The sequence below is a fragment of the Pseudomonas sp. JV449 genome, from assembly GCF_032424295.1.
Lineage (GTDB): Bacteria > Pseudomonadota > Gammaproteobacteria > Pseudomonadales > Pseudomonadaceae > Aquipseudomonas > Aquipseudomonas marginalis.
In genome coordinates this window covers 51121-72956 of record NZ_VYKD01000031.1, presented here as the reverse complement: position 1 = coordinate 72956, position 21836 = coordinate 51121, and the positions used below count along the sequence as shown (strand labels likewise).

The window sequence follows — 21836 nt, the reverse complement described above, 5'->3', positions numbered from 1 at the left end:
GACACGATTGCGCAAAGCCGACGCCGAAGTTATAGCCCGGCGTCGGTTATGACCCTATTGCTACGGCTTTAGTGCACCAGCATGCCGGTAAACCAGTAAGCCTGGGCCAGGGTGATCAGCCCGACGATCGTGGCGAAGAACAGGCTGTGCTTGAGGGTGAAGCGGAACAGGTCGGATTCTTTACCCACCAGTCCGGTAGCGGCGCAAGCCACGGCGATCGATTGCGGCGAAATCATTTTGCCGGTCACGCCGCCGCTGGTGTTTGCAGCGACCAGAAGCGTGTCGTTGACGCCGATCTGGTGCGCCGTGGTGGCTTGCAACGAGCTGAACAGGGCGTTGGACGATGTGTCGGAGCCTGTCAGGAAAACCCCCAGCCAGCCTAGGAACGGCGAGAAGAACGGGAAGGCTGCACCAGTGCCAGCCAATACCAGCGCCATGGTCGAAGACATGCCGGAGTAATTGGTGACAAAGGCGAATGCCAGCACCATGCCGATAGACAGGATCGGCCACCGCAACTCGTAGAAGGTCTCTTTTAAAGTGGTAAGACCAATCTTGATATTGATCTTCAGGACCAGCATCGAGATCAGTGCCGAGAAGAAAATAGCGGTACCGGTCGCTGAAATCGGGTCCAGCTTGAATATCGCTGGGATCGCAGTCGGGTTGGTCACGATGGGTGCAACCTTGATCACCATTTGATCCAGGTGCGGGATCGCGAAGTTGAATACCCAGCTGTACATCGAGCCGCCTGCGGCGAACATCGCCTTGAACGGTTTGAGGGTCCAGATGGTGACCAGCACGGTGAGGATCAGGAACGGTGACCACGCCTTGAAGATCTGCCCCAGGCTGTAAGGTGAGGCGACGGTGCTGCGCGGCAGGCCGAAGCCGCCGGCGCTGGCGGTAATCGCTGCGTCGGAAGTGGCACCGGCAATCTGCGCGCCCGCAGTGCGTTTGGGTTGCCATACTTTCAGGAACAGGGTCAGAGAGATCAGGCTGGCCAGGGCCGAGGTGATATCCGGCAGTTCCGGGCCGATGAAGTTGGACGTGAAGTATTGGGTGATGGCAAAGCTCAGGCCCGCGACCAGCGCAGCTGGCCAGGTTTCGCGAACGCCGCGCAGGCCGTCCATCATGAAGACCAGCCAGAACGGCACGAACAGCGACAGCAGCGGCAGTTGGCGGCCAGTCATGGCGCCGATCTTGAATGCATCGATTCCGGTCACTTGCCCGGCAACGATGATCGGAATTCCCAAGGCGCCAAAGGCGACGGGTGCGGTGTTGGCAATCAGGCACAGGCCGGCCGCGTACAGCGGGTTGAAGCCCAGGCCTACCAGCAGTGCGGCGGTAATCGCCACGGGGGCGCCGAAACCGGCAGCACCTTCCAGGAATGCGCCGAAGCAGAAGCCGATCAACAGCACCTGCAGGCGCTGGTCATCGGTGATCGACAGGACAGAGCTGCGGATGATCTCGAACTGGCCGCTCTTGACGGTGAGTTTGTAGAGAAACACCGCCGCGACAATGATCCAGGCAATAGGCCACAGGCCATAGGCAAAACCGTAGCCAGCGGCGGCCAGCGCCATGTCCACTGGCATGTGGAAGGCAAAGATCGCTACCAGTATCGACAACGCCAGCGTGATGCTGCCGGCCACGTGGCCTTTGAGGCGAAACACGGCCAGAGCCAGGAAGAAAAACACGATCGGAATAACGGCGGCCAGTGCGGACAGGCCGAGGCTGCCGAGCGGGCTGTAGAGCTGTTGCCAGGTTTGCATATGGGGTGGCCCCTAATTGTTGTTGGTCAGGCACTTCATAGTCGACTTGGATAATTGGTAATACCAATTTACAATCGCTGGAGGCTAGGTTAAAAGTCTTCGCGGGATGTGTCAATTTGTCGCTCGCGAAACTTTGGTCGTAGCCCGGCAGGCGAGGTGGTTTGATCGGGTGAATCGAAGCGGTTCTGATAGGTGCTGGAAGGGCGGCGATAGGCCAGAATAGAGGCCCCGGCGAGTGGTCGGGATGGTGGGGAGTGAGTTATGGGGTTTGATCAGGTGCGTCAGCGCCGTTTGTCTGACGATATAGTCGAGCAGCTTGAGGGGATGATCCTTGAGGGCACTTTGAAGTCGGGTGAGCGCTTGCCGGCCGAGCGCGCTTTGGCTGAACAGTTTGGTGTGTCGCGTCCTTCGTTGAGGGAGGCGATTCAGAAGCTGGCGGCCAAGGGCTTGTTGGTGAGCCGTCAGGGTGGGGGCAATTATGTTGCCGAGTCACTGGGCTCGACATTCAGCGATCCGTTGCTGCACCTGTTGGAAAACAATCCCGAGGCCCAGCGTGACCTGCTGGAGTTTCGTCAGACCCTTGAAGCGTCCTGTGCTTATTACGCAGCATTGCGAGCTACTGAGGTCGACCGTGAGCGGCTGACCGCTGCATTCGAGGCGTTGCAGGATTGCTATGCCCGCGTTGATGAAGTGAGTCGGGTCGAGGAGGGGGCTGCGGATGCACAGTTCCACCTGGCCATTGCGGAGGCCAGCCATAACGCGGTGTTGCTGCACACCATTCGCGGTTTGTTCGACCTGCTCAAGCGTAACGTGGTGACCAATATTGGCGGCATGTATCAGCAACGTACGGAGACGCGCGACATGCTGATCAGTCAGCACCGGGAACTGTACCTGGCGATTATCGAGGGCCGGGCCGAGCAGGCGCGAGAAGTCTCGACACGTCACCTGGAGTACGTGCAGGAAGTGTTGGAGGAAGTACGTCAGGAGGTTCAGCGCGTGGCGCGGGCGGAGCGGCGCAAGGGGATGTAGCCGGGGGAAGTCCCGAGGCTACATCGTTACAAGGATTATTCTTCCTTGCCCTTGTTGCGCACCGCGCGATGCAGTTCGCGGTTGGAATCGCGTTCGCGCTCAGTATCACGCTTATCGTATTCCTTCTTGCCCTTGCCCAGTGCGATCTCGCACTTGACCAGGTGCTTGCTCCAATACCAGGACAGGCAGATACAGGCATAGCCTTTCTGCTGTACGGCTGCGGCGAGCTTTTCCAGTTCGCGGGCATTGAGCAATAGTTTGCGCGTGCGCACCGGGTCGGCAATCACGTGGGTGCTCGCGGTTGTCAGCGGGGTGATATGACTGCCGAGCAGCCATGCCTCGCCATCCTTGAGCAATACGTAGCTGTCGACCAGTTGCAACTTGCTGGCACGCAGACTCTTTACTTCCCAGCCGGCCAGGACCAGACCAGCCTCGAACCGATGTTCGATGAAGTAATCGTGTCGCGCTTTTTTATTTTGCGCGATGGTCCCTGTGGGGTGTTTCTTTTGTTTAGCCATAGGGGCGGCATTATAGGGAGTTGCGAGCGTGTCGGCTACGGTCAACCTGCGTGCTTGAGCGTGTTGGTCGAATCCCGGACAATACCGGCAGTTCTTTGGTTTTTTTCTTTCGCGGATCGGACTGTTGTTTCGCGATGTTTGCCGCTCAGCTGTGGAAATCACGCACACATGACGACGCATATTCAACGTTCGGCCCTGCTGCCCTATCCGGCGCAGGCGCTCTATGACCTGGTCAACGACGTGGCGCGTTACCCGGAATTCCTGCCTTGGTGCTCAACTGCCGAGGTGCTGGAAAGCAGTGATGAACATATGGTTGCCAGTGTTGGGGTGGCGAAAGGCGGGCTCAGTCAGCACTTTGTTACGCGGAATGCGCTGGTGCCGGGCAAGTCCATTGAAATGAATTTGCAGGAAGGGCCGTTTACCCAGCTACATGGTGTATGGGTTTTCAAGGCGCTTACCGACAAGGCCTGCAAGATCAGCCTGGATTTGTCGTTTGATTACGCTGGGCCGATTGTGCGGGCGACATTGGGGCCGTTGTTCAATCAGGCGGCCAATACCCTGGTGGATGCATTCTGCCAGCGAGCCAAGCAATTGCATGGTTGAGATCGAGGTGGTTTATGCCGCCGAGGATCGCCAGGTTCTGCTGGCGCTGACGGTGGCTTCGGGAACCAGTCTGCGTGCAGCAGTGCAGTTGTCAGGGATGGCTATGCAGTTTCCTGAACTGGATCTGGCTGCTTGCCCCTTGGGGGTATTCGGTAAGGTCGTCACGGATGCTGAGGTGCGCCCCGTGCAATCGGGCGATCGCATTGAAATCTATCGGCCCTTGCTTGTGGACCCTAAAGAAGTGCGCAGGCTGCGTGCCGCCAGGGCGGCGTTGGCGAAGCGGCAGCATCCATAAGCTGGTTGAATGACAGGCAACAAAAAGCCCGGCATGCCGGGCTTTTTATATGCGCCGCAATGTTACTGCGGGCTGGTGTCCAGAGGCTGAGGCGTCGGGACAGGGACCGTTTCGACCCCGTCGACGTCTTTCTGGATCTTGTCGAGCAAGGAGCCTGGCTTGGCTGGTACTTCGGACTTCGGCTTCTCGCTTTCCTGCACAGGGGCAGTCACGTTTGTGCCGTTATCGTTGCCGAGCAGCGCTTGATCACGGCTTACGCCTGGCATGAAGTCACCCGACAGGCTGACAAGCTGGTCATTGCCATTGAAAATGACGCTGACACGCTCCTGTTGGCGTTCACCGCCACCAGGCTGCAGGCTGTAGAGATAATCCCAGCGATCGGCGTGGAAAGTGTCGGTCAGCAGGGGGTTGCCCATAATAAACCGTACTTGCCGTCGGGTCATTCCCGGGCGTAACTGGTCTATCATGTCCTGCGTGACGACATTGCCCTGCTGGATGTCGATTTTGTAAACCCCGGGGAATGAACAACCGGCGAGTGCGAGCAGTCCCACAAAGGTGAAACTGGTTAGCAAGAGCTTGGTGTTTTGCATCGGTGGGCGACTTCCACTATCTTGGCTGGGACAACGTAAACGCCGATCATACCCGTATTAAGAGAAGCTGCGAAGCAGCATCCGCGAGAAAGCTAACCATGGTTGAAAATAGCGAACTACGCAAAGCCGGTCTTAAAGTGACTCTGCCACGAGTCAAGATTCTACAAATGCTCGATTCTGCTGAGCAGCGCCACATGAGTGCCGAGGATGTTTACAAGGCGCTGATGGAGTCTAACGAGGACGTCGGCCTGGCCACGGTTTACCGTGTACTGACCCAGTTTGAAGCCGCAGGGCTGGTGGTTCGTCATAATTTCGACGGCGGTCATGCAGTGTTCGAATTGGCTGACGGTGGTCATCACGACCACATGGTCGACCTGGATACCAATGAGGTTATCGAGTTCACCAGCCCGGCAATCGAAAAGCTCCAGCACGAAATTGCTGAGGAGCATGGTTTCGATTTGGTCGACCACAATCTTGTGTTGTACATCCGTAAGAAAAAGTAAAAAGCGACGCAGAATTGCTCTGCGAAACGATCGAAGGCGACCCTGGGGTCGCCTTCGTGCTTTCTATAAGAAGGAAAAGCTCGGCTCAGGCCTTGGCGGCTACGACCATTTTCTTCGCGTGTGCCAAAGATTCTTTGGTCAGGTCGATCCCTCCGAGCATCCGCGCCACTTCTTCCACGCGCTCCGACTTGTTCAGCTTGGATACCGCTGTGTGTGTCGCTTCGCTGTCTCTCACCTTGTGCACAAACAAGTGCTGATGTCCTTGAGCCGCCACTTGTGGCAAGTGAGTAACGGTCAGCACCTGGCCGCGATCCCCCAGGCGGCGCAGTAACTGACCCACAATTTCCGCCGTGGGGCCACCGATACCTACGTCTACTTCATCGAACACCAGTGTCGGTACCCGTGAGGTTTGCGCGGTAATCACTTGGATCGCCAGGCTGATTCGCGACAGCTCACCACCAGACGCCACCTTTGCCAGTGCCTTGAGCGGTTGCCCGGGGTTGGCGCTGACCAGTAGTTCTACCTGCTCCAGGCCGTAGGGCTGCAGTTCATTGCTGGCGTTGGTGCGCAACTCGATGGTAAAGCGCCCGCCCGGCATGCCCAGGCGCTGAATTTCCTGCTCGACGGCGCCAGCCAGGCTGGTGGCGGCCTGTTGGCGCAGATCGCTCAGCTCGCGGGCCTTCTCCTGATAGTGGCGGGCAAAAGAGCCGAGCTCTTGGCCCAGTCGCTCAATGGATTCGTCATTCGCGTTCAGGGTCTCGATTTCATCCAGCAGCTTCTGCTGCATGGTTGCCACTTCGGTGGGCTGGATTCGATGTTTGCGCGCCAGCGTATAGATGGTGTCCAGGCGCTCTTCTATTTCCTGCAGCCGCGCCGGGTCGGCGTCGAAATGGTCAAGAAAGCGATTGAGTTCGCCGACGGCTTCTTCTACCTGGATTTGAGCACTGGTCAGCAGGGTGGTGGCTTCATTCAGTGAGCTTGAGGCGCTGTTAACACTGGACAGTCGGTTGAGGCTGGCGGTGAGTGCATTGAGCACATTGCCGGAATCGCTCTCGCTGCATTGCTCCACTACCTGGCGGCAGATAGACAGCAGGGTTTCGGCGTTGGTGAGGTTCTTGTGTTCCTGTTCCAGTTGTTCCAGCTCGGTTTCGCCAAGACCCAGGCTTTCCAGCTCTTCAAGCTGATAGCTGAGCAATTGATGGCGAGCGCGTTGCTCGTCACCGGAATTGGACAGTCGCTCCAGCTCCTGTCGGGTCTGGCGCCAGCGCTGGGCGGCCAGTTGTACCTGTCGGGCAAGGTCGGTGGCGCCAGCGTACTCGTCAAGCAGGCGGCGGTGGGTGTCGGTTTTGAGCAGGGATTGGTGTTCATGCTGGCTATGGATGTCGATCAGCAGTTCACCCAGGGCCTTCAGGTCGCCAAGGGGGCAGGGGGTTCCATTGATATAGCCGCGCGAGCGGCCCTCGGCGGTGATGACTCGGCGCAGGATGCACGGACCGTCGTTATTAAGGTCGCGCTCGACCAGCCAGGCTTCGGCTTCGGGGATGTCCGCGAGGTCGAAGGTGGCCAGAATGTCGGCCTTATCCGCGCCGGGGCGCACCACGCCACTGTCGGCGCGGTCGCCCAGGGTCAGGCCCAGGGCGTCGAGCATGATCGACTTGCCGGCGCCGGTTTCGCCTGTGATTACGCTCATCCCGCGATCCAGTTCGAGATCCAGATGTTCAACGATGGCGTAGTTGTGTACAGACAGGTGCACGAGCATGACGGCCGCTCCCAGGCTTTAGGTCTGGTTATTTATACAGTGTTTTGTTCTGGGCTGACAATCCTGATGCTTAGCTCAATTTGCTCGGTCGCCCGGCTTTTTTAGTGCAAAGGAGAATGATCGGGTCGAAGTTGATCTGGGGCAGGCGAAAGACTTTTGGTAGAGCCTGCACCCTTGAACCTGGAAATTGTGGCCCCATATACCGGAACAGAAGCGCGAGTTGAGTTCGCGCATGATTTTGAAAGGAGAAATCTATGGCTGACGAACAGACGCAGGATACGCAAACTCCGGACGCCAATTCGGCTGTCGGTGATGAACTGGCAACTCGTGTGCAAGTGCTCGAAGAGCAGTTGGCCGCTGCGCAGGATCAGTCTTTGCGTGTTGCCGCCGATCTGCAGAACGTCCGCCGCCGTGCCGAGCAGGACGTAGAAAAAGCTCACAAGTTCGGGCTGGAAAAGTTCGCGTGCGACCTGCTGCCAATTATTGACAGCCTGGAGCGTGGCCTCGAGTTGTCCAACCCGGATGACGAAAACATCCGCCCGATGCGCGAAGGGATCGAACTGACCCTGAAAATGTTTCAGGACACCCTGAAGCGTTATCAGCTGGAAGCCATTGATCCGCAAGGCGGCGAACCGTTCAGCGCTGAGCTTCACCAGGCCATGGCCATGCAAGAAAGCCACGACCTCGAACCCAACAGTGTGTTGAAAGTGTTCCAGAAGGGCTATCAGCTCAACGGTCGCCTGTTGCGCCCTGCAATGGTGGTAGTGAGCAAGGCTCCTGCACCCGTTGCACCTTCTATTGATGAGCAGGCTTGAAATCCGCCGCAAGGCCCCCATTTATAAGTCAAGCGTTTAAGTGCTACCGCAGTTAGCCACCACTGCTGCGGCAACCAAATTCAAGTTTCGGGAGAGTAAATCATGGGCAAAATTATCGGTATTGACCTGGGGACCACCAACTCCTGCGTCTCCGTGTTGGAAAACGGCGTTGCAAAAGTAATCGAAAACGCCGAAGGCGCGCGTACCACGCCGTCGATCATCGCTTACGCCAACGATGGTGAAATCCTGGTTGGCCAGTCGGCCAAGCGCCAGGCTGTGACCAACCCGCATAACACCCTGTACGCGGTGAAGCGCCTGATCGGTCGTAAGTTCGACGAAGAAGTCGTACAGAAAGACATCAAAATGGTCCCTTACAAGATCGCCAAGGCTGACAACGGTGACGCCTGGGTTGAAGTAAATGGCCAGAAAATGTCGCCACCGCAAATCTCGGCTGAAATCTTGAAGAAGATGAAGAAGACTGCCGAAGATTACCTGGGTGAGACAGTGACTGAGGCGGTGATCACCGTTCCAGCCTATTTCAACGACAGCCAGCGCCAGGCGACCAAAGACGCCGGCCGCATCGCGGGCCTGGATGTAAAACGTATCATCAACGAACCGACCGCAGCTGCTCTGGCTTACGGTATGGACAAGGCCAAGGGCGATCATACCGTGATCGTTTATGACCTGGGTGGCGGTACGTTCGACGTTTCCGTGATCGAGATCGCTGAAGTAGACGGCGAGCACCAGTTCGAAGTGTTGGCCACCAACGGCGACACCTTCCTGGGTGGTGAGGACTTTGACATTCGTCTGATCGACTACCTCGTTGACGAATTCAAGAAAGAAAGCGGCATGAACCTCAAGGGTGACCCTCTGGCGATGCAGCGCCTGAAAGAAGCTGCTGAGAAAGCCAAGATCGAGCTGTCTTCCGCTCAGTCGACCGACGTTAACCTGCCGTACATCACTGCAGACGCCACCGGTCCTAAGCACTTGAACGTGAAGATCTCTCGCGCCAAGCTGGAAGCGCTGGTCGAAGACCTGGTTCAACGCACCATCGAGCCATGCCGCATTGCGCTGAAAGACTCCGGTATTGATGTTGGTGCGATCAACGACGTGATCCTGGTAGGCGGTCAGACCCGTATGCCACTGGTTCAGAAGTTGGTTACCGAGTTCTTCGGCAAAGAAGCGCGTAAAGATGTGAACCCGGACGAAGCGGTCGCCATGGGTGCTGCCATCCAGGGCGCGGTATTGGCCGGTGACGTGAAAGACGTGTTGCTGCTGGACGTAAGCCCGCTGACCCTGGGTATCGAAACCATGGGTGGCGTGATGACTGCGCTGATCGAGAAAAACACCACGATTCCTACCAAGAAATCCCAGGTGTTCTCGACGGCTGATGATAACCAGGGTGCTGTGACCATTCACGTGCTGCAAGGTGAGCGTAAGCAGGCTGCTCAGAACAAGTCCCTGGGCAAGTTCGACCTGGCTGAGATTCCACCAGCACCACGTGGCGTGCCACAAATCGAAGTGACCTTCGATATCGACGCCAACGGCATTCTGCACGTAGGTGCGAAAGACAAGGCTACCGGCAAAGAGCAGAAGATCACCATCAAGGCCAACTCCGGTCTTTCTGATGAAGAAATTCAACAGATGATCCGTGATGCTGAAACCAATGCTGAAGCTGACAAGAAGTTCGAAGAGCTGGCAGGTGCCCGCAACCAGGGCGACGCACTGGTTCACTCGACACGCAAAATGATCGCTGATGCTGGCGAGAAAGTGACCGCTGAAGAGAAGGCTGCGATCGAAGCTGCTGTAGTTGCCCTGGAAGCCGCTGTCAAAGGCGACGACAAGGCTGCCATTGAAGCCAAGGTTGAAGAATTGTCGAAAGTCTCCGCGCCAGTGGCTCAAAAAATGTACGCCGAACAGGCTCAGCCAGCTGACGGTGCTGCTCAAAAGGCAGAGCCTGAAGCTAAAGACGATGTTGTCGATGCCGAGTTCGAAGAAGTTACAGACAAGAAGTAAGTTGGTCGCCCGGTTGACCGCTATCAAGCGGTGACTGGTAGGATGTCGCCGCGCGGGAGCTTGCTCCCGCGTTGGCGTGTCTGGGGTATGTGAATTTTTACAGCATGCGACAGCGTTCGGATGTTGGCGGTGTGATCGGGGATGCTCCTGCTTTCCGAGCAATAAATACCGCGTTTTTGGCCGGGTCCCTGGCTAAAAAGTAGTAATGACCAGGATCGTTGAATTGACGTGAGTTGGGTCCGGGCCTGTATTGGGGCTCAACGAGTTTAGCCAGGCTCAGGAGGGTCTGGCTGAACGTCCTTAAGAGTGCAAAGACTTATGGCAAAGCGTGACTATTACGAAGTATTGGGTGTGGAGCGCGGCTCCAGCGAGGCGGACCTGAAAAAGGCTTACCGTCGCCTGGCAATGAAGCACCACCCGGACCGTAATCCGGATAGCAAAGAATCCGAAGATATGTTCAAAGAGGCCAACGAGGCCTACGAATGTTTGTCTGATCCCAACAAGCGTGCGGCCTACGACCAGTATGGACATGCCGGTGTCGATCCGAGCATGGGTGGCGGCGGTGCCGGTTTTGGCGGTCAGAACTTCTCCGATATTTTCGGCGATGTATTCAGTGACTTCTTCGGCGGTGGCCGTGGTGGTCAGCGTGGCGGTGCCCAGCGTGGCAGCGACTTGCGCTACACCCTGGAGTTGAATCTGGAAGAAGCCGTGCGTGGCACCAGCGTTAATATCCGCGTGCCGACGCTGGTTAACTGCAAGCCGTGTGATGGTTCGGGTGCCAAGAAAGGCTCCGCGCCGATTACTTGCCCGACGTGCGGCGGTATCGGCCAGGTGCGTATGCAGCAGGGTTTCTTCTCGGTGCAGCAGACCTGTCCGCGTTGCCATGGGCAGGGCAAGATCATTTCCGATCCGTGCGATTCCTGCCACGGCGAAGGTCGCGTCGAAGAGTACAAGACCCTGGCGGTAAAAGTGCCGGCGGGTGTGGATACCGGAGACCGTATTCGTCTGTCGGGTGAGGGTGAGGCCGGTACCCAGGGCGGTCCGACGGGCGACCTGTACGTGGTGATCAATGTGCGCGAGCACTCGATCTTCCAACGCGACGGCAAGCACCTGTTCTGTGAAGTGCCGATCAGTTTTGTCGATGCAGCCCTGGGTGGCGAATTGGAGATTCCGACCCTGGACGGTCGGGTCAAGCTCAAGATCCCTGAAGGTACGCAGACCGGCAAGCAGTTCCGTATTCGTGGCAAGGGCGTAGCGCCGGTGCGCGGTGGTGGTGCTGGCGACTTGATGTGTCGTGTGGCCGTGGAGACTCCGGTCAATCTGGGGCGCCGTCAGCGTGAATTGCTTGAGGAATTCCGCAGTTCGCTGGAGGGCGATGACACGCATTCGCCGAAAACCACTGGCTTTTTCGAAGGCGTGAAGCGCTTCTTCGGCGACCTGTAAGGAAGTGAGTATGCGACGTATAGCCGTAATGGGCGCTGCCGGGCGCATGGGCAAGACGCTGGTCGAGGCGGTGCAGCAGCGCTCCCCGGCCTCTGGGCTGACCGCGGCGATTGTTCGTCCCGGTAGCACGTTGATCGGTGCGGATGCGGGTGAGTTGGCTTCGCTGGGGCGTATCGGTGTCTCATTGTCAGGCAGCCTGGAGCAGGTGGCTGACGAATTCGATGTGCTGATCGACTTCACCCTGCCGGAGGTGATGCTGAAAAACCTCGCGTTCTGCCGCAAGGCGGGCAAGGCGATGGTGATTGGTACCACGGGTTTGACTGCGCAGCAGAAGCAGTTGTTGGAGGAGGCGGGCAAGGATATTCCCGTCGTCTTCGCTGCCAACTTCAGTGTCGGCGTGAACCTGTCGCTCAAGTTGCTGGACATGGCGGCGCGGGTGTTGGGGGATGAGGCGGATATCGAGATTATCGAGACGCATCACCGTCACAAGATCGATGCGCCGTCGGGTACCGCGCTGCGCATGGGTGAGGCTATTGCTGATGCGCTGGGGCGTGATCTGTCCAAGGTGGCGGTTTACGGTCGCGAAGGGCATACCGGTGCGCGTGCGCGTGACACCATTGGTTTTGCGACCGTCCGTGGCGGTGATGTGGTGGGCGACCACACGGTATTGTTTGCTACCGAGGGTGAGCGCCTGGAAATTACCCACAAGGCTTCGAGCCGCATGACATTCGCCAAGGGCGCGGTGCGTGCTGCGCTCTGGTTGGAAGGTCGCGAGGCTGGTCTGTACGATATGCGCGATGTGTTGGATCTGCACTAAGCAGTAGCTAAAACCGGGCCTCGGGATTATCCTGAGGCCCCGTTTTTACCCGCTAAGCGACGTCCCGTCGCATTCTCCTGCCTTTAAGGCTCATTAGCGGTGGACCAAAAAAGCCTTTTTCTGTAAGCTACAGCTTTAGTGTGTCCACTAAAAGCGCGCAGAATAATTCAGTGAAGAAGCGGGGTGACGTGTCCATACGTCACTCCGCTTTTTTACAACCTGCGATCGCCCTTTCAGGCTTTATTTACGGGAGGTCTTCTTGACTAAGCCAGCCATACTCGCCCTTGCTGATGGCAGCATTTTTCGCGGCGAAGCCATTGGAGCCGACGGTCAAACCGTTGGAGAGGTGGTGTTTAACACCGCCATGACCGGCTATCAGGAAATCCTTACCGATCCTTCCTACGCCCAACAGATCGTTACCCTGACCTATCCGCACATCGGCAACACCGGTACTACGCCGGAAGACGTTGAGTCTGATCGTGTCTGGTCGGCGGGTCTGGTCATTCGTGATCTGCCACTGGTTGCGAGCAACTGGCGTAACACGATGTCGCTGTCCGATTACCTGAAAGCCAACAACGTTGTGGCGATCGCCGGTATCGATACGCGCCGCCTGACGCGCATCTTGCGTGAAAAGGGCTCGCAGAATGGCTGCATCATGGTCGGTGACAATATTTCCGAAGCAGCGGCGATTGCTGCAGCGCAAGGCTTCCCAGGCCTGAAAGGCATGGACCTGGCGAAAGTCGTCAGCACCAAGGAGCAGTACGAGTGGCGCTCCACTGTCTGGGACTTGAAGACCGACAGCCACGAGACTATCGAAGCGGCTGACCTGCCGTATCACGTGGTCGCATACGACTACGGCGTCAAGTACAACATCCTGCGTATGCTGGTCGAGCGTGGGTGCCGCGTGACCGTGGTGCCGGCGCAAACGCCTGCCAGCGACGTGCTGGCTCTGCAACCTGACGGCGTGTTCCTGTCCAACGGCCCGGGTGATCCGGAGCCTTGTGACTACGCCATCCAGGCCATCAAGGAAGTGCTGGAAACCGAGATTCCGGTATTTGGCATCTGCCTCGGTCACCAGCTGCTGGCGCTGGCCTCCGGTGCCAAGACCCTGAAAATGGGTCATGGTCATCACGGCGCCAACCACCCTGTGCAGGACCTTGACACCGGCGTTGTGATGATCACCAGCCAGAACCACGGTTTTGCGGTGGATGAAGCGACCTTGCCGAGCAATGTCCGCGCGATTCACAAGTCGTTGTTCGACGGTTCCCTGCAGGGTATCGAGCGTACTGACAAGAGCGCGTTCAGCTTCCAGGGCCACCCTGAAGCAAGCCCGGGCCCGAACGACGTAGCACCGCTGTTCGACCGTTTCATCAATGAGATGGCCAAGCGACGCTGACTGAGCGGCCTGCGGGCGGCCCCTACCTTGGTGGCCCCTGCAGGCTCTTCGAAGATTGTTCAAGACGGCTTGCCGACTGACCTGCGGATTTGAGTGACAAACCCATGCCAAAACGTACAGACATAAAAAGCATCCTGATTCTCGGCGCTGGCCCGATCGTTATCGGCCAGGCCTGCGAATTCGACTACTCCGGCGCCCAGGCCTGTAAAGCCCTGCGCGAAGAGGGTTACCGCGTCATCCTGGTGAACTCCAACCCGGCCACCATCATGACCGATCCGGACATGGCCGACGCTACCTACATCGAGCCGATCAAGTGGCAGACGGTTGCCAAGATCATCGAGAAAGAGCGTCCGGACGCACTGCTGCCGACCATGGGCGGCCAGACTGCATTGAACTGCGCCCTGGACCTGGAGCGCGAAGGCGTCCTGGAAAAATTCGGCGTAGAGATGATCGGCGCCAACGCCGACACCATCGACAAGGCTGAAGACCGTTCGCGCTTCGACAAGGCCATGAAGTCCATCGGCCTTGACTGCCCGCGCTCCGGTATCGCCCATAGTATGGAGGAGGCCAACGCAGTTCTCGAAAAGCTGGGCTTCCCGTGCATTATCCGTCCGTCCTTCACCATGGGCGGCACCGGTGGTGGCATTGCCTACAACCGTGAAGAGTTCGAAGAAATCTGCGCCCGTGGCCTGGACCTGTCTCCGACCAAAGAGCTGCTGATCGACGAATCCCTGATTGGCTGGAAAGAGTATGAGATGGAGGTTGTCCGCGACAAAAAGGACAATTGCATCATCGTCTGCTCCATCGAAAACTTCGACCCGATGGGTGTGCACACCGGTGACTCGATCACCGTTGCTCCGGCGCAGACCCTGACGGACAAGGAATACCAGATCATGCGTAACGCCTCTTTGGCGGTATTGCGTGAGATCGGCGTTGAAACCGGTGGTTCCAACGTTCAGTTCGGCATCTGCCCGGACACCGGCCGCATGGTCGTGATCGAGATGAACCCGCGTGTATCGCGTTCTTCGGCGCTGGCATCGAAAGCGACCGGTTTCCCAATTGCGCGTATCGCCGCCAAGCTGGCTATCGGTTACACCCTGGACGAACTGCAAAACGAAATCACGGGCGGCGCTACGCCGGCGTCCTTCGAGCCGTCCATCGACTATGTCGTGACCAAGCTGCCACGCTTTGCCTTCGAGAAGTTCGCCAAGGCCGACGCGCGCCTGACCACCCAGATGAAGTCGGTGGGTGAGGTCATGGCTATCGGCCGGACCTTCCAGGAGTCCTTGCAGAAAGCCCTGCGTGGCCTGGAAGTGGGCGTTTGCGGCCTGGACGAGAAGCTCGACCTGAGCAATCCGGAAAGCATGAGCATCCTCAAGCGTGAGCTGACCGTACCGGGCGCCGAGCGTATCTGGTATGTGGCTGATGCCTTCCGCGCCGGCATGACTGTCGAAGACATCTTTGGCATGAACATGATCGATCCGTGGTTCCTGGTGCAGATCGAAGATCTGATCAAGGAAGAGGAGAAGGTCAAGACCTTGGGTCTGGCCAGCATCGACCGCGACATGATGTTCCGCCTCAAGCGCAAAGGCTTCTCCGACCAGCGCCTGGCCAAGCTGCTGGGTGTGACCGAGAAAAACCTGCGCACGCATCGCCACAAGCTGGAGATCTTCCCGGTCTACAAGCGCGTTGACACCTGTGCCGCCGAGTTCGCCACCGACACTGCGTACCTGTACTCCACCTACGAGGAAGAGTGCGAGGCCGCGCCGTCGGGCCGCGACAAGATTATCATCCTGGGCGGTGGTCCGAACCGTATCGGCCAGGGTATCGAATTCGACTATTGCTGCGTACACGCCGCCCTCGCACTGCGCGAAGACGGGTACGAGACCATCATGGTCAACTGCAACCCGGAAACTGTTTCCACTGACTACGACACTTCAGACCGTCTGTACTTCGAGCCGGTAACGTTGGAAGACGTGTTGGAAATCTGTCGTGTCGAGAAACCAAAAGGTGTGATCGTCCAGTACGGCGGCCAAACCCCGCTGAAACTGGCGCGTGCCCTTGAGGCTGCCGGCGTGCCAATCATCGGCACCAGCCCAGACGCCATCGACCGTGCCGAAGACCGTGAGCGCTTCCAGCAAATGGTTGAGCGCCTGAACCTGCGCCAGCCGCCAAACGCTACCGTGCGCAGCGAAGACGAGGCCATCCGTGCAGCCAGCAAGATCGGCTACCCGCTGGTGGTGCGTCCGTCCTACGTACTGGGCGGCCGAGCCATGGAAATCGTCTACGAAGAAGAAGAGCTCAAGCGTTACCTGCGTGATGCGGTAAAAGTGTCCAACGACAGCCCGGTGCTTCTGGACCACTTCCTCAACTGCGCCATCGAAATGGACGTGGATGCAGTTTGCGACGGTACCGACGTGGTCATCGGCGCGATCATGCAGCACATCGAGCAGGCGGGCGTTCACTCCGGTGACTCCGCGTGCTCGCTGCCGCCGTACTCGTTGCCTGCACATATCCAGGATGAGATGCGCGAGCAGGTCAAGAAAATGGCCTTGGAATTGGGTGTTGTCGGCCTGATGAACGTACAGTTGGCGCTGCAGGGCGAAGACATCTACGTCATTGAAGTCAACCCGCGTGCTTCGCGTACCGTGCCGTTCGTTTCCAAGTGCATCGGCGTGTCCCTGGCCATGATCGCTGCGCGTGTGATGGCTGGTAAGACCCTGAAGGAAATTGGCTTCACCAAGGAAATCATTCCGAACTTCTACAGTGTGAAAGAGGCAGTGTTCCCATTTGCCAAATTCCCTGGTGTGGACCCGATCCTGGGCCCGGAGATGAAGTCCACCGGTGAAGTGATGGGCGTGGGCGACACCTTCGGTGAAGCGTTCGCCAAGGCCCAGATGGGCGCCAGCGAAGTGCTGCCGACCGGCGGTACTGCGTTTATCAGTGTGCGTGATGATGACAAGCCGCTGGTTGCAGGCGTGGCCCGTGATCTGATCAACTTGGGTTTTGAAATCGTGGCAACTGCCGGGACCGCCAAGCTGATCGAAGCGGCCGGCTTGAAAGTGCGCCGCGTGAACAAGGTGACGGAAGGCCGTCCGCATGTGGTCGACATGATCAAGAATGATGAAGTCACGCTGATCATCAATACCACCGAAGGTCGCCAGTCGATCGCGGATTCCTACTCCATTCGCCGTAATGCCTTGCAGCACAAGATCTACTGCACCACCACTATTGCTGCTGGCGAAGCTATCTGCGAAGCGCTCAAGTTCGGTCCGGAAAAGACCGTGCGTCGCTTGCAGGATCTACACGCAGGATTGAAGGCATGATCAAATACCCAATGACCGTCCAGGGCGCCAAGGCCCTGGAAGAGGAGCACGCCCATCTGACCAAGGTCGTACGTCCAAAGCTGAGCCAGGACATCGGTACGGCCCGCGAGCTGGGTGACTTGAAGGAAAACGCCGAATACCACGCTGCTCGTGAGCAGCAGGGTATGGTCGAGGCGCGGATCCGTGACATCGAAGGCCGTATGCAGAATGCGGTGATCATCGACGTCACGACTATTCCGCACACGGGCAAGGTGATTTTCGGCACCACCGTGGAGATCGCCAACGTCGAGACTGACGAGAGCGTGGTCTACCACATCGTGGGAGAGGACGAGGCTGACTTCAAGCTCGGCAAGATCTCCGTCGGCTCACCACTGGCCCGTGCCTTGATCGCCAAGGAAGAGGGGGATGTGGTGTCTGTCAAAACGCCAGGCGGTGTGATCGAGTACGAGATTGTTGAAGTTCGTCACATCTGAAAGGCGGCGCCCGCTTCGTGCGGGCGCCATGCTTTGGCAGCTTGCCCAGATGCTTTGGGTGGGCGGCCTATGGTTGTTACATCTTGGTGTATTGCCGGTGCTGGGCGTGATTGGCCTGGCTCCGTTGCTGATCGATGAAATCGATGGATTACTGAGTGCGCTGCTGGTGGGTTTCGCGGCGGCGTGCGTAGCGCTTCAGGCGTTGGTGCTGGTCAAGGCTGAAGGCTTGGAGAGTCTGTGGCGGGATATTCGCGGCCAACTGCTGTTGATGGCGCTGTATGCGTGTGCAATGTATTGCATTGTGCATGTCTGGCTGCCGGAAGCGTTGCGCTGGCAGCTATTCAGCTATCTTGTGCTAGGGTTCTCCGGCCTGGTGCTGGTTATACAGCCTGCTCCGGGATGGAGTGGCGGGGCGCGCGAAGCACGCCCGTGACCCTTTGTATTACTTGAAGCGGTGTACGTTCGACAGTTGCTTGTTGACGCTGAAGTTCTTGCGATACAGCAGCGCCATCTTGCCGATGACCTGAACCAGGTCCGCCTTGCCAACCTTGCACAGTTCTGCAATGGCGGCCAGGCGTGCTTCGCGGTCAAGGATGTTGACCTTGATCTTGATCAGTTCGTGATCGCCCAGTGCGCGTTCAAGTTCGGCTAACACACCTTCAGTCAAACCGTTGTCTGCCACAATCAGAACTGGTTTCAGATGGTGGCCAATGGATTTGTACTGTTTCTTCTGCTCTTGAGTGAGCGGCATAATCTGACCCCTGCGTCTGATCTTGTAAAAAGCGGCGGCCAGTTTACCCGAGCGAGTCCGGGACCGCCCAGTTAATCACGACCCGTTTTATTTTCGAGGTGGCCCGTGGCCCGTTCCAAAACTAGCCTTAAGTGGCTGCAAGAGCATTTCAACGATCCTTACGTCAAAAAGGCGCAAAAGGATGGCTATCGTTCCCGGGCCAGCTACAAGCTGTTGGAGATCCAGGACAAGGACAAGTTGATTCGTCCAGGCATGAGCGTCATCGATCTTGGCGCGGCCCCCGGTGGCTGGTCCCAGGTGACCAGTCGTCTGATTGGTGGTCAAGGTCGCCTGATTGCTTCCGACATCCTGGAAATGGACAGCATCCCGGACGTGACCTTTGTTCATGGAGACTTTACCCAGGACACAGTGCTCGCCCAGATCCTTGAGGCTGTGGGAAATTCGCAGGTAGACCTTGTGATTTCCGACATGGCCCCCAATATGAGTGGATTACCGGCCGTCGATATGCCACGAGCCATGTTCCTTTGCGAATTGGCGCTGGATTTGGCGGGTCGGGTGTTGCGTCCCGGTGGCGATTTCCTGGTGAAGGTGTTCCAGGGAGAGGGTTTCGACGAGTACCACAAGAACATCCGCAAGTTGTTCGACAAGGTGCAGACGCGTAAACCAGACTCTTCCCGGGACCGGTCCAGGGAGCAATACCTGCTGTGCCGCGGCTTCCGTGGCGTCGAAGGCGCGGCGAGTGAAGAGCGTTTTTGAGGAATTCGAGGAGGGCGATAGGTTTTTTTATATCGCTTTCGTCACGAAGCTTTACGAATATTGTGTAGTCAAAGTTTCACAAAGGGTTACAGACGGCGCCTGCCAGAGTTGTAGGTAATGTAGTAAGTTAGGCCGGTGAATATCATGCGAAGCGCGCGCCAGTAGCGGAGCTTGCTTCAGAGGGTAGTTAATTGAACGATATGGCAAAGAATCTGATCCTGTGGTTGATCATCGCGGCTGTCCTCGTGACGGTGATGAACAACTTCTCCAGCCCTAACGAGCCGCAGACCCTCAACTATTCCGACTTCATCCAGCAAGTTAAGGATGGCAAGGTCGAGCGCGTAGCGGTTGATGGCTACGTGATCACCGGCAAACGCAACGATGGCGATAGCTTCAAGACCATTCGTCCGGCAATTCAGGACAACGGTCTGATCGGCGACCTGGTGGATAACCACGTGGTTGTCGAAGGCAAGCAGCCTGAGCAGCAGAGCATCTGGACTCAACTCCTGGTGGCAAGCTTCCCGATCCTGGTGATCATTGCCGTGTTCATGTTCTTCATGCGCCAGATGCAAGGCGGTGCGGGAGGCAAGGGCGGGCCGATGAGCTTCGGCAAGAGCAAGGCGCGCCTGCTCTCTGAAGATCAGGTGAAGACCACCCTGGCTGACGTAGCGGGTTGCGACGAAGCCAAGGAAGAAGTCGGCGAGTTGGTTGAGTTCTTGCGCGATCCAGGCAAATTCCAGCGCCTGGGTGGCCGTATTCCTCGCGGCGTGCTGATGGTCGGCCCTCCAGGTACCGGTAAAACCTTGCTGGCCAAGGCCATTGCCGGCGAAGCCAAGGTACCGTTCTTCACCATTTCCGGTTCTGACTTTGTTGAAATGTTCGTCGGTGTCGGTGCGAGCCGCGTTCGCGACATGTTCGAACAGGCCAAGAAGCATGCGCCATGCATCATCTTCATCGATGAAATCGACGCCGTTGGTCGCCATCGTGGTGCTGGCATGGGCGGTGGTCATGATGAGCGTGAGCAAACCCTCAACCAGTTGCTGGTCGAGATGGATGGTTTCGAGATGAATGACGGCATCATCGTCATCGCGGCAACCAACCGTCCGGACGTGCTCGATCCTGCGCTGTTGCGTCCAGGCCGCTTTGACCGCCAGGTGGTGGTTGGCCTGCCGGACATCCGTGGGCGCGAACAAATCCTGAAAGTGCACATGCGCAAAGTGCCAATGGGCGACGACGTTGCACCGGCTGTGATTGCCCGTGGTACCCCGGGGTTCTCGGGTGCTGACCTGGCTAACCTGGTGAACGAGGCTTCGCTGTTTGCAGCCCGTACCGGCAAGCGCATCGTTGAAATGAAAGAGTTCGAGCTGGCGAAAGACAAGATCATGATGGGCGCTGAGCGTAAATCCATGGTCATGTCCGAAAAAGAGAAGCAGAACACTGCTTACCACGAAGCCGGCCACGCTATTGTGGGGCGTGTCGTGCCTGAGCATGACCCGGTCTACAAAGTGTCGATCATTCCTCGTGGTCGCGCCTTGGGTGTCACCATGTTCCTGCCGGAAGAGGATCGTTACAGCCTCTCCAAGCGTGCGCTGATCAGCCAGATCTGTTCGCTGTACGGCGGTCGAATTGCTGAAGAAATGACCTTGGGCTTCGACGGCGTGACCACTGGGGCTTCCAACGACATCATGCGCGCCAGCCAGATTGCGCGGAACATGGTGACCAAGTGGGGCTTGTCGGAAAAACTCGGTCCTTTGATGTACGCCGAGGAAGAAGGTGAAGTATTCCTGGGGCGTGGCGGCGGTGGTCAAAACGCCAGTTTCTCTGGTGAGACAGCCAAGCTGATCGATTCTGAGGTGCGCAGTATCATTGACCAGTGCTATGGCACGGCCAAGCAGATCCTTACCGATAATCGCGACAAGCTTGATGCAATGGCTGATGCATTGATGAAGTACGAGACCATCGATGCAGACCAGATCGACGACATTATGGCCGGTCGGGCGCCTCGTGAGCCTCGTGATTGGGAAGGTGGTTCGGGTACTTCGGGCACCCCGCCAGTGGTTCAGAACGAACGTCCTGAAACCCCAATCGGTGGCCCGGCAGCTGACCATTAAGGTTTGAAATGACTTTTGCTTCGTCCTCCCCCCGGTTGCCTTGCGGCAACCGGGTTCTTGATTTGGCCCATACGCATGTCATGGGCATTCTTAATGTAACCCCTGACTCCTTTTCCGATGGTGGCCGCTTCAGCCAGCTTGATGCTGCATTGCGCCACGCAGAAGCTATGGTGGCGGCTGGCGCGACCTTGATTGATGTGGGCGGTGAATCGACTCGGCCTGGTGCTCGCGCAGTTTCTCCTTTGGAGGAGTTGGAGCGCGTGGCGCCGATTGTCGAGCGCATCGCTCGAGAGTTGGATGTGATCATTTCGGTTGATACCTCCACCCCGGCCGTGATGCGTGAGACTGCGCGATTAGGTGCCGGCTTGATCAACGATGTGCGGTCCCTGCGGCGCGACGGTGCCCTGGATGCAGCCGCAGCTACCGGTTTGCCGGTGTGTTTGATGCATATGCTGGGTGAGCCCGGCAATATGCAGGACAGCCCGCACTATGATGACCTGGTTGGTGAAGTGAGTGGTTTTCTCTCCGAGCGCGTTGCCCAGTGCGTCGCGGTAGGTATTGCGCCGGAAAAGATCATCCTTGATCCGGGGTTTGGTTTCGCCAAGACCCTGCAACACAATTTGAGTTTGTTCAAGCACATGGAGTCCTTGCACGCCCTTGGTCGGCCCCTGTTGGTCGGTGTTTCGCGCAAGAGCATGATAGGGCTGGCATTGAGCCGTCCGGTGGGTGAGCGGTTGTACGGCGGTCTTGCACTGGCGGCGCTCGCGGTGACCAAGGGTGCGCGCATCTTGCGTGTGCATGACGTTGCTGAGACCGTGGATGTGGTACGCATGATTGCAGCTGTGGAATCAGCCGAATAAGAATGATGGAGC

20 protein-coding genes are annotated in these 21836 nt (G+C 57.7%); 15 read left to right on the top strand and 5 right to left on the bottom strand.

The window, feature by feature from the left end; translation table 11 throughout:
- Positions 1 to 68: 68 nt before the first annotated feature.
- Positions 69 to 1763 (bottom strand): lactate permease LctP family transporter, encoded by a 1695-nt coding sequence (locus F6S08_RS27060; RefSeq protein ID WP_065947685.1) that lies wholly within the window; start codon positions 1761 to 1763, stop codon positions 69 to 71.
- Positions 1764 to 2024: 261 nt separating this feature from the next.
- Between F6S08_RS27060 and F6S08_RS27055 the strand changes: the two genes are divergently transcribed.
- The gene (locus F6S08_RS27055) at positions 2025 to 2792 is read left to right on the top strand and encodes an FCD domain-containing protein (RefSeq protein WP_065938286.1); all 768 of its coding nucleotides are present in this window, start codon (positions 2025 to 2027) and stop codon (positions 2790 to 2792) included.
- 35 nt (positions 2793 to 2827) lie between these two features.
- Here F6S08_RS27055 and smpB read toward each other — a convergent pair whose 3' ends face one another.
- Complete coding sequence (gene smpB / locus F6S08_RS27050; protein ID WP_003176160.1) at positions 2828 to 3310, bottom strand: SsrA-binding protein SmpB; 483 nt, start codon at positions 3308 to 3310, stop codon at positions 2828 to 2830.
- A gap of 168 nt (positions 3311 to 3478) precedes the next feature.
- On the opposite strand from smpB, the gene F6S08_RS27045 reads away from it, so the two are divergent.
- Positions 3479 to 3913: a type II toxin-antitoxin system RatA family toxin gene (locus F6S08_RS27045; protein ID WP_027605353.1), complete on the top strand. Its 435-nt coding sequence runs from the start codon at positions 3479 to 3481 to the stop codon at positions 3911 to 3913.
- A complete protein-coding gene (locus tag F6S08_RS27040; RefSeq protein ID WP_065925317.1) occupies positions 3906 to 4208 on the top strand; it encodes an RnfH family protein in 303 nt (100 codons plus the stop codon). Before F6S08_RS27045 ends, F6S08_RS27040 begins: the two co-directional genes overlap by 8 nt.
- A gap of 62 nt (positions 4209 to 4270) precedes the next feature.
- On the opposite strand, the gene F6S08_RS27035 is transcribed toward F6S08_RS27040, so the two are convergent.
- Complete coding sequence (locus F6S08_RS27035; RefSeq protein WP_027605355.1) at positions 4271 to 4798, bottom strand: outer membrane protein assembly factor BamE; 528 nt, start codon at positions 4796 to 4798, stop codon at positions 4271 to 4273.
- Between the two features lie 98 nt (positions 4799 to 4896).
- Between F6S08_RS27035 and fur the strand changes: the two genes are divergently transcribed.
- On the top strand, positions 4897 to 5301 hold the full coding sequence (gene fur / locus F6S08_RS27030; protein ID WP_010562662.1) for a ferric iron uptake transcriptional regulator: 405 nt from the start codon (positions 4897 to 4899) through the stop codon (positions 5299 to 5301).
- 85 nt (positions 5302 to 5386) lie between these two features.
- On the opposite strand, the gene recN is transcribed toward fur, so the two are convergent.
- Positions 5387 to 7060, bottom strand: coding sequence for a DNA repair protein RecN (recN, locus tag F6S08_RS27025; protein ID WP_065925315.1), 1674 nt, complete (start codon positions 7058 to 7060; stop codon positions 5387 to 5389).
- Positions 7061 to 7314: 254 nt separating this feature from the next.
- Between recN and grpE the strand changes: the two genes are divergently transcribed.
- The 8 genes from grpE to F6S08_RS26985 all read left to right on the top strand — a co-directional run bounded on the left by grpE (position 7315) and on the right by F6S08_RS26985 (position 17779).
- Positions 7315 to 7875 carry a nucleotide exchange factor GrpE gene (gene grpE, locus F6S08_RS27020; RefSeq protein ID WP_315872564.1) on the top strand — a complete coding sequence of 187 codons (561 nt, stop codon included), beginning with the start codon at positions 7315 to 7317 and terminating at the stop codon, positions 7873 to 7875.
- A 102-nt stretch (positions 7876 to 7977) separates the two neighbouring features.
- On the top strand, positions 7978 to 9891 hold the full coding sequence (gene dnaK, locus F6S08_RS27015) for a molecular chaperone DnaK (protein ID WP_053137821.1): 1914 nt from the start codon (positions 7978 to 7980) through the stop codon (positions 9889 to 9891).
- 318 nt (positions 9892 to 10209) lie between these two features.
- Positions 10210 to 11334 (top strand): molecular chaperone DnaJ, encoded by a 1125-nt coding sequence (gene dnaJ, locus F6S08_RS27010; RefSeq protein WP_065925314.1) that lies wholly within the window; start codon positions 10210 to 10212, stop codon positions 11332 to 11334.
- A gap of 10 nt (positions 11335 to 11344) precedes the next feature.
- Positions 11345 to 12151 carry a 4-hydroxy-tetrahydrodipicolinate reductase gene (gene dapB, locus F6S08_RS27005; RefSeq protein WP_027605360.1) on the top strand — a complete coding sequence of 269 codons (807 nt, stop codon included), beginning with the start codon at positions 11345 to 11347 and terminating at the stop codon, positions 12149 to 12151.
- A 259-nt stretch (positions 12152 to 12410) separates the two neighbouring features.
- Positions 12411 to 13547 carry a glutamine-hydrolyzing carbamoyl-phosphate synthase small subunit gene (carA, locus tag F6S08_RS27000; protein ID WP_027605361.1) on the top strand — a complete coding sequence of 379 codons (1137 nt, stop codon included), beginning with the start codon at positions 12411 to 12413 and terminating at the stop codon, positions 13545 to 13547.
- Between the two features lie 104 nt (positions 13548 to 13651).
- On the top strand, positions 13652 to 16873 hold the full coding sequence (gene carB / locus F6S08_RS26995; RefSeq protein ID WP_027605362.1) for a carbamoyl-phosphate synthase large subunit: 3222 nt from the start codon (positions 13652 to 13654) through the stop codon (positions 16871 to 16873).
- Complete coding sequence (gene greA, locus F6S08_RS26990; protein ID WP_053137809.1) at positions 16870 to 17346, top strand: transcription elongation factor GreA; 477 nt, start codon at positions 16870 to 16872, stop codon at positions 17344 to 17346. The genes carB and greA overlap by 4 nt, the downstream gene beginning before the upstream one ends.
- 28 nt (positions 17347 to 17374) lie before the next feature.
- A complete protein-coding gene (locus F6S08_RS26985) occupies positions 17375 to 17779 on the top strand; it encodes a hypothetical protein (protein ID WP_027605364.1) in 405 nt (134 codons plus the stop codon).
- A gap of 9 nt (positions 17780 to 17788) precedes the next feature.
- Here the strand turns inward: F6S08_RS26985 and F6S08_RS26980 are convergent, their stop codons facing one another.
- Positions 17789 to 18097, bottom strand: coding sequence for a YhbY family RNA-binding protein (locus tag F6S08_RS26980; RefSeq protein WP_017139256.1), 309 nt, complete (start codon positions 18095 to 18097; stop codon positions 17789 to 17791).
- 105 nt (positions 18098 to 18202) lie between these two features.
- Between F6S08_RS26980 and rlmE the strand changes: the two genes are divergently transcribed.
- The 3 genes from rlmE to folP all read left to right on the top strand — a co-directional run bounded on the left by rlmE (position 18203) and on the right by folP (position 21824).
- On the top strand, positions 18203 to 18853 hold the full coding sequence (gene rlmE / locus F6S08_RS26975) for a 23S rRNA (uridine(2552)-2'-O)-methyltransferase RlmE (protein WP_015885924.1): 651 nt from the start codon (positions 18203 to 18205) through the stop codon (positions 18851 to 18853).
- Between the two features lie 200 nt (positions 18854 to 19053).
- On the top strand, positions 19054 to 20964 hold the full coding sequence (ftsH, locus tag F6S08_RS26970) for an ATP-dependent zinc metalloprotease FtsH (protein WP_027605365.1): 1911 nt from the start codon (positions 19054 to 19056) through the stop codon (positions 20962 to 20964).
- A gap of 8 nt (positions 20965 to 20972) precedes the next feature.
- The gene (gene folP / locus F6S08_RS26965; RefSeq protein WP_074847627.1) at positions 20973 to 21824 is read left to right on the top strand and encodes a dihydropteroate synthase; all 852 of its coding nucleotides are present in this window, start codon (positions 20973 to 20975) and stop codon (positions 21822 to 21824) included.
- Positions 21825 to 21836: the final 12 nt, after the last annotated feature.

Bases quoted from the DNA above. Each gene is read 5' to 3' on its own strand.
- F6S08_RS27040 (WP_065925317.1), top strand. From the start codon at position 3,906: ATGGTTGAGATCGAGGTGGTTTATGCCGCCGAGGATCGCCAGGTTCTG.
- fur (WP_010562662.1), top strand. From the start codon at position 4,897: ATGGTTGAAAATAGCGAACTACGCAAAGCCGGTCTTAAAGTGACTCTG.
- ftsH (WP_027605365.1), top strand. From the start codon at position 19,054: ATGGCAAAGAATCTGATCCTGTGGTTGATCATCGCGGCTGTCCTCGTG.
- greA (WP_053137809.1), top strand. From the start codon at position 16,870: ATGATCAAATACCCAATGACCGTCCAGGGCGCCAAGGCCCTGGAAGAG.
- F6S08_RS27060 (WP_065947685.1), bottom strand. From the start codon at position 1,763: ATGCAAACCTGGCAACAGCTCTACAGCCCGCTCGGCAGCCTCGGCCTG.
- F6S08_RS27045 (WP_027605353.1), top strand. From the start codon at position 3,479: ATGACGACGCATATTCAACGTTCGGCCCTGCTGCCCTATCCGGCGCAG.
- grpE (WP_315872564.1), top strand. From the start codon at position 7,315: ATGGCTGACGAACAGACGCAGGATACGCAAACTCCGGACGCCAATTCG.
- carB (WP_027605362.1), top strand. From the start codon at position 13,652: ATGCCAAAACGTACAGACATAAAAAGCATCCTGATTCTCGGCGCTGGC.
- F6S08_RS26980 (WP_017139256.1), bottom strand. From the start codon at position 18,097: ATGCCGCTCACTCAAGAGCAGAAGAAACAGTACAAATCCATTGGCCAC.
- dnaJ (WP_065925314.1), top strand. From the start codon at position 10,210: ATGGCAAAGCGTGACTATTACGAAGTATTGGGTGTGGAGCGCGGCTCC.
- F6S08_RS27055 (WP_065938286.1), top strand. From the start codon at position 2,025: ATGGGGTTTGATCAGGTGCGTCAGCGCCGTTTGTCTGACGATATAGTC.
- F6S08_RS26985 (WP_027605364.1), top strand. From the start codon at position 17,375: ATGCTTTGGCAGCTTGCCCAGATGCTTTGGGTGGGCGGCCTATGGTTG.
- smpB (WP_003176160.1), bottom strand. From the start codon at position 3,310: ATGGCTAAACAAAAGAAACACCCCACAGGGACCATCGCGCAAAATAAA.
- dapB (WP_027605360.1), top strand. From the start codon at position 11,345: ATGCGACGTATAGCCGTAATGGGCGCTGCCGGGCGCATGGGCAAGACG.
- dnaK (WP_053137821.1), top strand. From the start codon at position 7,978: ATGGGCAAAATTATCGGTATTGACCTGGGGACCACCAACTCCTGCGTC.
- folP (WP_074847627.1), top strand. From the start codon at position 20,973: ATGACTTTTGCTTCGTCCTCCCCCCGGTTGCCTTGCGGCAACCGGGTT.
- recN (WP_065925315.1), bottom strand. From the start codon at position 7,060: ATGCTCGTGCACCTGTCTGTACACAACTACGCCATCGTTGAACATCTG.
- F6S08_RS27035 (WP_027605355.1), bottom strand. From the start codon at position 4,798: ATGCAAAACACCAAGCTCTTGCTAACCAGTTTCACCTTTGTGGGACTG.